An 11,707-nucleotide genomic window follows, 5' to 3' on the forward strand; every position below is an offset into this window, starting at 1 on the left:
ATCTACCGGTAAACGACGGCGAACAATCGAAGATTCGCCATCTGGCGGGGTGCATGGGCATCGGTAAGGCTCTATATGACAAACGAAAATCCTTAATGGCAACGCAGCCCGCATCCGACGGGCTTTTCAGGCTTCTTGATGGACCAAGCTCAATCGCCCGCCGGCCCCAACGTTCCTGATCCCGCCGGAGGGCCGCTGGAGCGGGCCACGCTGATGGGCACGCTGGCGCATCTGTGGCCCTATATCTGGCCGGGCGACCGTTTCGACCTGAAGATGCGCGTGGTCTGGTCCATGGTGCTGCTGCTCGCGGCCAAGTTGATCACGCTGACGGTTCCTTTCAGCTTCAAATGGGCGACCGACGCGCTGACCGGCGCCAACACGGCGCCGGTTCAGGCCGACAATTGGCACCTCTGGGTGATTGCCTCGCCGTTGCTGCTGACCGCCAGCTACGGCGTGATGCGCATCGTGATGGCGGTGCTGACGCAATGGCGCGACGGCATTTTCGCGCGCGTCGCCATGCACGCGGTGCGCAAGCTTGCCACCATCACCTTCATCCACATGCATGAGCTGTCGCTGCGCTTCCACCTGGAGCGCAAGACCGGCGGCCTGACGCGCGTGCTCGAGCGCGGCCGCGAGGGCATCGAGGTCATCGTGCGCATGGTGATCCTGCAGTTGATCCCGACCATCGTCGAGGTCTCGCTGCTGATGGCCGTGCTGCTGTGGCAGTTCGATTGGCGCTACGTGCTCGCGACCCTCGTCACTGTCGCCGTCTACATGTACTACACCTACATCGCGACCGAGTGGCGGATTGGTATCCGCCGTAAGATGAATGATGCCGATACCGAGGCGAACACAAAGGCGATCGACTCGCTGCTCAACTACGAGACCGTCAAATATTTCAGTGCCGAGACCCGTGAGGCGCAGCGCTACGAAGGATCGGTCGCGCGTTACGAGGAGTCGAGCGTGCAGGCTTATACTTCGCTTGCAGTCCTCAACACCGGGCAGGCCGTGATCTTCACGCTGGGGCTGACCGCGACCATGCTGATGTGCGCGATCGGCGTCCGCAACGGCACCAACACGGTCGGCGATTTCGTGCTGGTCAACGCCATGATGATCCAGCTCTACCAGCCCTTGAATTTCATGGGCATGGTCTATCGCGAGATCAAGCAGGCGATCATCGACATCGAGAAGATGTTCAACGTGCTGGGGCGCGAGGCCGAGATCAAGGACGCGCCGGACGCAAAGCCGCTGGTGGTCTCAGCGGGCAATGTGCGTTTCGAGGACGTGCGCTTCGCCTATGACCCTGCGCGCCCGATCCTGAAGGGCATCAGCTTCGAGGTGCCGGCCGGCAAGACGGTGGCGATCGTCGGCCCGTCCGGCGCCGGCAAATCGACCATCTCGCGGCTGCTGTTCCGCCTCTACGACATCTCCGGCGGCCGCATCCTGATCGATGGCCATGACATTCGCGAGGTCACGCAGGCGAGCTTGCGCGCGTCCATCGGCATGGTGCCGCAGGACACCGTGCTGTTCAACGACACCATCCGCTACAACATCCGCTACGGTCGCTGGGACGCCAGCGATACCGAGGTCGAGCAGGCAGCGCAGCTGGCGCAGATCGATCATTTCATCCGCATGGCGCCGAAAGGCTACGAGACCCAGGTCGGCGAGCGCGGCCTGAAACTGTCCGGCGGCGAAAAACAGCGCGTCGCGATCGCGCGCACCGTGTTGAAGGCGCCGCCGATCCTGGTGCTGGACGAGGCGACGTCCGCACTGGACACCCACACCGAGCACGAAATCCAGGGTGCGCTCGAGCGCGTGGCGAAGAACCGCACTTCGCTGGTGATCGCCCATCGGCTCTCGACCATCGTCGGCGCCGACGAGATCATCGTGCTGGACCAGGGCCGCATCGCCGAGCGTGGCACCCACGCAAAACTGCTCGCGGAGGGGGGGCTTTACGCCAGCATGTGGAACAGGCAGCGCGAGGCCGAGGCGGCGCGCGAGAAACTGGCCAGGATGGCCGACCCTGACGAGGCGCCCAACCGGGAGCCACCGCCGGTCGCCGATGTCCTGACGACGCCTGCGGCGGCGGAGTGACCTTGTCTCCGGTCCCAACTCTGGCCTAAACAACACCACCGCGCGGGACGACCTGCGCCATCAACCCTGAGCGGCAGATAGCGATGTCCATTCTCGATTCGATCCAGCGTCAGATCCCACCGATCCACAAGGAGGGATATCCCTTCATCGGCGGCTTTGCGCTGGCAAGCCTCCTCCTGTTCTGGCTGTGGTCGCCTTTGGGGTGGATCGGCACCATCCTGACCGTGTGGTGCGCGCTGTTCTTCCGCGACCCCGTGCGCGTGACCCCCGTGCGCGAGGGGCTCGTGGTGTCGCCCGCCGACGGCCGCGTCTCGATGATCACTATGGCGTTGCCGCCGGCCGAGCTCGGGCTCGGCGATCGGCCGCTGCCGCGCGTCTCGGTGTTCATGAGCGTGTTCAACTGCCATGTGAACCGCAGCCCCATCGCGGGCCGGGTGGACCGTATCGCCTACCGCCCCGGCCTGTTCATCAATGCCGAGCTGGACAAGGCGAGCGAGGACAATGAGCGCAACTCGCTGGTGATCACGACGCCGACGGCGCGGATCGGCGTGATCCAGATCGCGGGTCTGGTCGCCAAGCGCATCGTCTGCTTCGTCAAGGAGGGGCAGGCGATCGGCGCCGGAGAGCGTTTCGGCCTGATCCGCTTCGGATCGCGGCTCGACGTCTATCTGCCGCTGGGCACCAAGGCGCTGGTCTCGGAAGGCCAGACCGCGATCGCCGGCGAGACGATTCTGGCCGATCTCGCCGGAGACGACCCGAGTCGCGCCTACCGTGCCAATTAACCAATAAGTCGGTCCTGAGGGGCCTTCCGCCGCAATGGCGGAGGGGAACGCGGCTTGCTATATCTCGCCCCAAGGTGAGGACGAGCCATGACGCCCTATGACTCTAGAGATCCAGACGTGCGCCGCCGGCGGTTCCGCCCGATCCCGGTGCGCATGCTGGTGCCCAACGTCATCACGCTGCTGGCGATCTGCGCCGGCCTGACCTCGATCCGGCTCTCGATCGAGGGGCGGATGTCGCTCGCGGTCTACGCCATCGTGTTCGCGGCGGCACTCGACGGCATCGACGGCCGCATCGCGCGCATGATCAAGGGGCAGTCCAAGTTCGGCGCCGAGCTCGACAGCCTCGCCGACTTCGTCAATTTCGGCGTGGCGCCCGGCCTGATGCTGTATTTCTGGCAGCTGCACGAGCTCGGCAATGCCGGCTGGATCGCCGCCATGGTGTTCGCGATCTCCGGTGGCCTCCGCCTGGCGCGCTTCAATGCCACCATGGACGATCCCAACAAGCCGGCCTTTGCCGCGAATTTCTTCACCGGCGTGCCGGCGCCGGCCGGCGCGATCACGGTGCTGCTGCCGATCTATGTCGCTTTCCTCGATCTCGGCCGGCTGCCTGCGGCGGTGACGGCTGCGTATACGCTGCTGATCGCCTTCCTGATGGTGTCGCGCCTGCCGGTGTTCTCCGGCAAGACCAAGCGCATGCGCGTGCCGCCCGAACTGGTGCTGCCGGCGTTCGTCGCGGTGGTCGTGTTCATCGCGATCCTGATCGCCTATCCCTGGCACGTGCTGTCCATCGGAACGGTGCTGTATCTCCTCGCTTTGCCGCTCGGCTACAAATCCTATCGCGACCAGGCGCGCGCGATGGAAGCCACCGCGCCGGCTGGAGGTGAGGTCTCTTCGCCGCCGTCGGCGCCGACGCTGGCAAACCTGTCGGAGCCGCCGCGCGAAGACGACCGGCCCGACCGGCTGCACTGAACGGCCAAGCAGCAAGGCGCTGAACAGCGAGACTGGATATCTGCCATGAGGCGCCCTGAGTTGGGTTGAGGCCCGATCTCGGCTATATCGCCCGGTGCCGGCGGCACCGCGCCAACAGCGGCCGCCAATCTGGGAGAGAACGCCGTGACGAATACTGCGACCGGGCCGCTGCCCGCTTCCGTCCTCGAAGCGCTGGGCCGCTATGACACGCCGACGATCTGCAATGCCATGGAGATCGTGGCGCCCGAGCGCCGGCTAATCGGCTACACCACCAAGCCATTGGTCTGCCCATTTCCCGATCTGCCCCCGATCGTCGGCTATGCCCGCACGGTCGCGATCCGCTCGGTGCTGAAAAATTCGCTACCGCCGGAAGAGCAGTCCAAGCGCCGCATCGACTATTACGAATATGTCGGGACTGGCCACGGTCCGCGCATCTCGGTGATCCAGGACATCGACGGTCCCGACGTCGGCTACGGCGCGTTCTGGGGCGAGGTGCAGAGCAACGTGCACAAGGCGCTCGGCTGCCTCGGCGTCATCACCGACGGTTCGATCCGCGACATTCCGCAATGGGCGCCGGGCTTCCAGGCACTGGCCGGCTCGATCGGCCCGTCGCATGCCTGGGTGCACGCCGAGAGCTTTGGCGGCGAAGTGCGCGTCGCCGGCATGACCGTCAAGTCGGATGATTTGATCCATGCCGACCAGCACGGCGCCATCGTGATCCCGCACGATATCGCCGCAAAGCTGCCCGAGGCTGCCGAGCTCTGCGGCCGTCGCGAGACGCCGATCCTCGAGATCGCCCGCAGCCCCGACTTCTCGCTGGAAAAGCTCAAGGCCGCGCTGAAGCGCTCAGCGGAGATCCACTAACGGCGGGACCGCAATGATCTACGGTTGCGAAGCCGCTCGCAGGCTGCCCTGTTCCGTGAGGAACAAGGCGGCCTGATCCGGCTCGCCGAGCACCGCGGCAGCGCATCCGATCAAGGTGAAGCCGCCGGCAAAATCCCACAGGGTGATATCTTCCGCATTGTCCGGCATGTGGATCAGGCGTGCTGCGATCACGGCCAGGGCCGCCTCCACAAAGAGCAGCACGCTGAACGCCGGCAGGACGAGCCCGGGTTCGAGCATGTGGAGCGCCAGCACTGCGGGAAGCGCGGTGAGAAGACTGAACAGCGTCACCATTGCGATGCCTTCCGCCCTGAGGAGCCGGCCCGCTCCAGAATACCAACTGATCGGGTCGCCCCGATGTGGCGCAGGGCCGCAGCCGAAGGGATCGCGCGCGCACGGCCTTGGGTGATGGGGTGCGCGCAACGCCCTATGGTTAGCGAAATGTTGAAATCCCTGTCGGCACTCGGCAAAAGTCGGCGCCTTTCAGCGCGCTGCGGCCGCCAGGCGCGCCGGCTCAACTTAACCTTTACGCGTCTTTAATCGCGGCTCACTAGGGTTTCCGATGCGGTTCGGGGTTGGGCCGCGCCATCGGCCAGGACGGCCGTTGTTGCGTTCGCGTTGGAGTCTCCCATGGATATCATGACGAGCATCGGGCTCGTGGCGGGTATTGTCGTCATCGCGACGATGATGCTGCTGGGCGGCGATCTCCACATGTTCGTCTCCGAGCATGCGATGATCATCATCTTCGGCGGCTCGACGGCCGCGACCATGATCCGCTTTCCGCTCTCGACGCTGATCCACGGCCTGCCGCTCGGCGCCAAGTTTGCCTTCACGATGAGCCGTCTGTCGGCGCACGATCTGGTCGACGAGCTCGCCCGTATCGCCGAGATCGCCCGCAAGCAGGGCCCGGTGGGGCTGGAAAAAGTCGAGACCGACGAGCCGTTCCTCGCCAAGGGCATCCGCTACGTCGCCGACGGCTATGACCTTGATTTCATTCGCGACAATCTCGAGCGCGACCGCGATAATTTTTTGATGCATCTGGACGAAGGCAGCAAGATCTACCGCGCCATCGGCGACTGCGCCCCGGCCTTCGGCATGGTCGGCACGCTGATCGGCATGGTGCAGATGTTCGCCAACATGACCGACCCCTCAAAGCTCGGCCCGTTCATGGCGACCGCGTTGCTCGCGACTCTCTACGGCGCGCTGGTCGCCAACCTGTTCTGTACCCCGATCGCCGACAAGCTGCATGGCAAGCTCCTGGACGAAGAGACCAACCGCACGTTGATCATCGACGGCATCCTGATGATCCGCGACTCCAAGAGCCCGACGCTGGTCCGCGAAATGCTGCTGGCCTACCTGCCCGAGAAGCACCGCCACGCCGAAGGCGAGCCGGTGCCGGCCTGAGGCCGCGCGTCGGGATTTGAGACATGGCCAAGAAGAAGCGCGGCGATTCACACGGAGGCGGTCACGGCTGGTTCGTGACCTTCGCCGACCTGATGGGCCTGATGATGAGCTTCTTCGTGATGCTCGTCGCGTTCTCGACGCAGGATGCCAACAAGCTCAAGGTCGTCGCAGGCTCCATGCGCGACGCCTTCGGTGTCCAGACCGAAGCGCGCTATTCCGGTATCGTCGAGTCCGACGGCCTGCCGACCCGCCCTCGGCTGAAGAACGTCGATCACATTCAGCCCGAGGACTCCTCCAACACGCCCACGCCGGACCAGGAGGATCGGGACCGCACGTCGGGCGCCAAGATCAAGGTCGACCGCAATTTTGCGCTGGCGGCGGCCTCGCTGCGCCAGGCGTTGCAGGACATGCCGGAACTGACCGAGATGTCCAAGCACATCATGTTCGAGGAGACCAAGCAGGGCCTCAATCTCGAGATCGTGGACCAGGACGGCCGCTCGATGTTCGCCGACGGCTCCAAGGTGCCCTATGACCGCACCCGTCGCCTGATCGAGAAGCTCGCTGTCCCGCTCAAGGCGACGCCGCTGCGCGTCTCCATCGCCGGCCACACCGCGGCTGGATTCGTGCCGACCCGCAGCGACTACGGCGCCTTCGACCTGTCGGCCGACCGCGCCAATGCCGTGCGTCAGATCCTCGAACGCGAGGGCCTGCCGGCCGCCCATGTCTTCGCCGTCGCCGGCAAGGCGGATACCCAGCCGCTGTTTCCGGACGATCCCTCGCTCGCAGCCAACCGGCGGGTGACCATCACCCTGATGCGCGAAGATCCGCCGCTGCCACCGAATCTGAAGCCGTAGGGCGCATTCGAGCGAAGCGGGCCCTGTTTCCCGCGAAGAAACCGCGACAAAACAAGGATGTAGAGTCAATTCCCCTTCGATCGGGGACGGAAAGGCTCAGGGCTCTTGTGCCACCGTCTTACCTGAGGCATGTCGTCGCGTGGGCGACGACCGTTGCTGCGCCGTCACAGCATCTGCCCCGGCGCCTGCTATGGTGATGTGCTGATTGACAGAGGCGCCGGAACCGTCAAAAGGCGCCGGATCAATTCTCGGGCAAAAGCGTTCCAGTTTCATATGACGGCGAGCATCACATCGACCGAAGCTCCGGACGGACCGGTCAGCTCGGGTTTCTGGGGCCTGACGCTCGGGAGCATCGGCGTCGTCTTCGGCGACATCGGCACCTCGCCGCTCTACGCATTCCACGAGGCGGTCAGGGGCGCGGCCCACGGTCAGCCGGTCTCGCGGGTCATGGTGCTCGGCGTGCTCTCGTTGATCCTCTGGGCGCTGCTGATCGTCGTCACCGCCAAATACGTTCTGCTGCTGCTGCGCGCCGACAACAACGGGGAGGGCGGCACGCTTTCCCTCATGGCGCTCGGTCAGCGCGCGCTCGGGCGGCGGAGCTGGTTCCTGACGGCGCTTGGCGTGGTCGGCGCCTCCATGTTCATCGGCGATTCCATGATCACGCCGGCGATCTCGGTGCTGTCGGCGGTCGAGGGTCTGAAGCTCGCAACACCCGCCTTCGAGCACTACGTCGTTCCCCTGACCGTTCTCATCCTGGCGCTGCTGTTCGCGGTCCAGAGCAAGGGGACGGCGCTGGTCGCCTCGGCTTTCGGGCCGGTGATGGTCGTCTGGTTCACCGTCCTTGCCGTGTTGGGCGCCGTTCACATCGCCGACGATCCGTCGGTGCTGGCAGCAATCAATCCCTATTACGCGCTGGAATTCCTGCTGTCGCACGGCACGATCGGCTTGGTGACACTGGGTGCGGTGTTCCTCGCGGTGACCGGCGGCGAGGCGCTTTACGCAGACCTCGGCCATTTCGGCCGCAAGCCGATCCAGTCGGCCTGGATGTTCTTCGTGCTCCCTGCGCTCCTGATCAACTATTTCGGGCAGGGCGCACTGGTGCTGTCGGATCCCAGTGCGATCGAACACTCCTTCTATCGTATGGTGCCCGAGCATTTCGTGCTGCCGCTGGTCGGACTTGCGACCGCGGCGACCGTGATCGCGAGCCAGGCGGTGATCACAGGGGCCTATTCGCTGGTCTATCAGGCAGTGCAGCTCGGCCTCCTGCCGCGCTTCGAGGTGCGCTTCACCTCGGAAACTCATGCCGGCCAGATCTATCTGCCGCGTGTAAACCGGCTGCTGCTGATCGGTGTGATGCTGCTGGTGCTGTTGTTCCACACCCCCACCAATCTGGCTTCGGCCTACGGTATTGCGGTCTCCACCACCATGGTTGCTGACGGCATCATGGGCTTCATCGTGATTTGGAAATTGTGGAACTGGCGCGCGGCGACGGCCGCAGCGGTGATCCTGCCCTTCGTCGTGGTCGACATCAGCTTCTTCAGCGCGAACCTCCTGAAGCTGCTCGAAGGCGCCTGGGTGCCGCTGCTGTTCGGCGTGATCATGGCCGGGACAATCTGGACCTGGCGGCGAGGGTCGGGGATCCTGATCCAGAAAACGCGCCGCATCGAGGTGCCGCTGGACGATCTGATCCGGAGCCTGGAGAAGCGGCCGCCGCACATCGTCAAGGGCACCGCGGTGTTCCTGACCAGCGATCCCTCCTTCGTGCCGACCGCGCTGCTGCACAATCTCAAGCACAACAAGGTGCTGCACGAGCACAACGTGGTCCTGACCATCGAGACCGCGCATACGCCGCGGGTCGATCTGTCGGAGCGTTTCCGGATGGAGAAGATCAGCGACAAGTTCTTCAAGGTCCGCCTGCGCTTCGGTTACATGGAGCAGCCCAACGTGCCCAAGGCGCTCGCGATCGCGCGCAAGCAGGGCTGGCAGTTCGACATCATGTCGACCTCGTTCTTCGTGTCGCGGCGCTCGCTGAAGGCGTCGGCGCAGTCGGGCATGCCGCTTTGGCAGGATCATTTGTTCATAGCGCTGAGCCGGTCCGCCAACGACGCCACCGACTATTTCCAGATTCCCACCGGGCGGGTGGTTGAAGTCGGAACCCAGGTCACCATCTAAGCCGCGACGGCGAAGGCATGCAAAACTGCATGTCTAGGCCTCAAAATCGGGCTAGGCTATGCCGGTAGCGCAGGCCTATAAGCCGCGCGCCCTTCTGCCGTTGTGCAGTGAAGCATTTTCAGAGGCCATCAGGCTCTCCCATGACAAGTGATGTAGCGATTTCCGCCCCGGAAGCGGCGGCGGCCAATGGGCATGGCGATGCCCACACCACCGCCGGTTTCGGTGCGCTGACACTCGGCAGCATCGGCGTCGTCTACGGCGACATCGGCACCAGCCCGCTCTACGCGTTCCGCGAGGCGGTCATGGCGGCTTCTGGCGCGGAGGGGCTGCCGACGCCGGCGGCCGTGCTCGGCGTGCTCTCCCTGATCCTGTGGGCGCTCATCATCGTGGTGACGCTCAAATACGTCGTGATCCTGCTTCGCGCCGACAACAACGGCGAGGGCGGCACGCTGGCGCTGATGGCCCTGGCCCAGCGCGCAGTCGGCACCCGCGGAACAACCATCGTCCTGCTCGGCATCATTTCCGGCGCCCTGTTCTACGGCGACGCCGTGATCACGCCGGCGCTCTCGGTGCTGTCGGCGATCGAAGGCATGAAGGACGTCACCCTGCACTTCGAGCCCTACATCGTACCGCTGACCGTGATCATCCTGGTCGGTCTGTTTGCCGTGCAGTCCCGTGGCACCGCTCGCGTCGCCGCCTTCTTCGGCCCGATCATGTGCGTCTGGATCGCCGTGATCGCGATCGCGGCGATCCACCCGATCATCCAGCAGCCACAGGTGCTGTTGGCGCTGAACCCGCTCTACGCCGTGTCCTTCATGATCCACCATGGCATCATCGGGTTCGTGACGCTCGGCGCGGTGTTTCTGGCGGTCACCGGTGCCGAGGCGCTCTATGCCGACCTCGGCCATTTCGGCAAGCGGCCGATCCAGACCGCCTGGCTGTTCATCGTGGTGCCGTCGCTGGCATTGAACTATCTGGGGCAGGGCGCCCTCGTGCTCGGCGATCCCGGCGCGATCGTCAGCCCGTTCTTTCAGCTCTTCCCGCAAGGTTTTTTCCGCGGCTGCATGGTCGTGCTGGCGACCGCCGCAACAGTCATCGCGAGCCAGGCGGTCATCACCGGTGCGTATTCGCTGACGCGTCAGGCGATCCAGCTCGGTCTGTTGCCGCGTTTTGAAATTCGCCATACCTCTGAAGCCCATTCGGGCCAGATCTTCATCCCGCGCATCAACCAGCTCCTGCTGGTGGCGGTGGTCCTGCTGGTGCTGCTGTTCCGCTCTTCCACCGCGCTAGCCTCGGCCTACGGCATCTCCGTCACCGGAACCATGGTGGTCACGGCGATGATGGGTTTTGTGGTGATCTGGAAGGTCTGGAAATGGTCTCCGTTCACGGCCGCCGCCCTGATCGCGCCGTTCCTGTTCCTCGATCTGACTTTTCTCGCCGCCAATCTGCTGAAGGTGTTTGAGGGCGGCTGGGTGCCCCTGGCGCTCGGCGCAGTCATGATGATGCTGATGTACACGTGGCGGCGCGGCAGCCGGCTGCTGTTCGAGAAGTCGCGCAAGCTCGAATTCCCGCTCGCCGACCTCGTGGCGATGCTGGAGAAGCGGCCGCCGCAGCGCGTGCCCGGCACCGCGGTGTTCCTGACCAGCGATCCCTTCAGCGCGCCGACCGCGCTGATGCATAGTCTGAAGCACTACAAGGTGCTGCACGAGAAGAACGTCATTCTCACGATCGAGACCGCACAGACCCCGCGCATCGATCCGGCCGAGCGGGTGAAGCTGGAACAAATCTCGCCGACCTTCTCCAAGGTGACGCTGAAGTTCGGCTTCATGGAATCGCCCAACGTGCCGAAGGCGCTGGCGATCGCCCGCAAGCTCGGCTGGCAGTTCGACATCATGTCGACCTCGTTCTTCCTGTCGCGGAGGGCGCTCAAACCGGCCGCCCATTCCGGCATGCCGCGCTGGCAGGACCGGCTGTTCATCTCGCTCAGCCGTTCCGCCAACGACGCCACCGACTATTTCCAGATCCCCTCCGGCCGCGTCGTCGAGGTCGGCACCCAGGTCACCATCTAAAGTGACGATCTGATCCTCCGTTGGAAGGTCGCGCTTCAAGTCGCTGCGATTTAGCTTTAACTTGCGCAAGGCAGCTCAAGCCTTTGTAGCGCTTGATTTTCACCGGCCGAGAGGCGAGGTTGCCGGCCGCCGGGATCGCCCCGGCAGCGGCCCGCGACGTTGGAGGATGATGTGGCAAATCAAGTACAGGATCTGACCCCGGACGAGGTCTCCAAGGGTGTCGCGGAAGGGCGCTATCTCCTTGTCGACGTGCGCGAGCCGAACGAGGTCGAGGCCGAGGCTTATCCCTACGGCGTGGTCGTGCCGCTCTCGACCTTCGATCCTAAGGCGATCCCCGATCCCGCGGGCAAAGAGGTCGTGTTCGCCTGCCGCTCGGGCAAGCGGTCGGTGACGGCCTCGCTGGCGGCGCAGGCCGCGGGCCTGCCCTACGACAAGCATCTGGCCGGCGGCATGCTGGGCTGGAAACAAGCAGGACTTGATT

10 protein-coding genes are annotated in these 11,707 nt (G+C 64.6%); 9 read left to right on the forward strand and 1 reads right to left on the reverse strand.

Going from position 1 to position 11,707, the window contains the following annotated elements:
• Nucleotides 1-138: 138 nt before the first annotated feature.
• The 4 genes from IVB47_RS34130 to IVB47_RS34145 all read left to right on the forward strand — a co-directional run bounded on the left by IVB47_RS34130 (nucleotide 139) and on the right by IVB47_RS34145 (nucleotide 4,709).
• The gene (locus tag IVB47_RS34130) at nucleotides 139-2,094 is read left to right on the forward strand and encodes an ABC transporter ATP-binding protein/permease (protein ID WP_247468114.1); all 1,956 of its coding nucleotides are present in this window, start codon (nucleotides 139-141) and stop codon (nucleotides 2,092-2,094) included.
• A 77-nt stretch (nucleotides 2,095-2,171) separates the two neighbouring features.
• The gene (locus IVB47_RS34135) at nucleotides 2,172-2,876 is read left to right on the forward strand and encodes a phosphatidylserine decarboxylase (protein WP_256374445.1); all 705 of its coding nucleotides are present in this window, start codon (nucleotides 2,172-2,174) and stop codon (nucleotides 2,874-2,876) included.
• Between the two features lie 87 nt (nucleotides 2,877-2,963).
• Entirely contained in the window at nucleotides 2,964-3,845 is an 882-nt protein-coding gene (locus IVB47_RS34140; protein WP_247408117.1) for a phosphatidylcholine/phosphatidylserine synthase, read from the forward strand.
• Nucleotides 3,846-3,989: 144 nt separating this feature from the next.
• Nucleotides 3,990-4,709: an RraA family protein gene (locus IVB47_RS34145; protein WP_027569441.1), complete on the forward strand. Its 720-nt coding sequence runs from the start codon at nucleotides 3,990-3,992 to the stop codon at nucleotides 4,707-4,709.
• An 18-nt stretch (nucleotides 4,710-4,727) separates the two neighbouring features.
• Here the strand turns inward: IVB47_RS34145 and IVB47_RS34150 are convergent, their stop codons facing one another.
• A complete protein-coding gene (locus tag IVB47_RS34150) occupies nucleotides 4,728-5,021 on the reverse strand; it encodes a hypothetical protein (RefSeq protein ID WP_027569442.1) in 294 nt (97 codons plus the stop codon).
• Nucleotides 5,022-5,357: 336 nt separating this feature from the next.
• Between IVB47_RS34150 and IVB47_RS34155 the strand changes: the two genes are divergently transcribed.
• From IVB47_RS34155 to IVB47_RS34175, 5 genes are all read left to right on the forward strand, one after another.
• Nucleotides 5,358-6,131, forward strand: a complete 774-nt coding sequence (locus IVB47_RS34155; RefSeq protein ID WP_018459340.1) for a MotA/TolQ/ExbB proton channel family protein — start codon at nucleotides 5,358-5,360, stop codon at nucleotides 6,129-6,131.
• A 23-nt stretch (nucleotides 6,132-6,154) separates the two neighbouring features.
• Nucleotides 6,155-6,985: a flagellar motor protein MotB gene (locus tag IVB47_RS34160; RefSeq protein ID WP_007592497.1), complete on the forward strand. Its 831-nt coding sequence runs from the start codon at nucleotides 6,155-6,157 to the stop codon at nucleotides 6,983-6,985.
• A 273-nt stretch (nucleotides 6,986-7,258) separates the two neighbouring features.
• Complete coding sequence (locus tag IVB47_RS34165; RefSeq protein WP_027569443.1) at nucleotides 7,259-9,157, forward strand: potassium transporter Kup; 1,899 nt, start codon at nucleotides 7,259-7,261, stop codon at nucleotides 9,155-9,157.
• Between the two features lie 140 nt (nucleotides 9,158-9,297).
• Nucleotides 9,298-11,226, forward strand: coding sequence for a potassium transporter Kup (locus IVB47_RS34170; protein WP_247468116.1), 1,929 nt, complete (start codon nucleotides 9,298-9,300; stop codon nucleotides 11,224-11,226).
• A 171-nt stretch (nucleotides 11,227-11,397) separates the two neighbouring features.
• Nucleotides 11,398-11,707 (forward strand): rhodanese-like domain-containing protein (locus IVB47_RS34175; protein ID WP_247468119.1); only part of this gene is annotated, 310 nt, incomplete at its 3' end.

The organism is Bradyrhizobium sp. 62 (assembly GCF_023073035.1).
Lineage (GTDB): Bacteria > Pseudomonadota > Alphaproteobacteria > Rhizobiales > Xanthobacteraceae > Bradyrhizobium.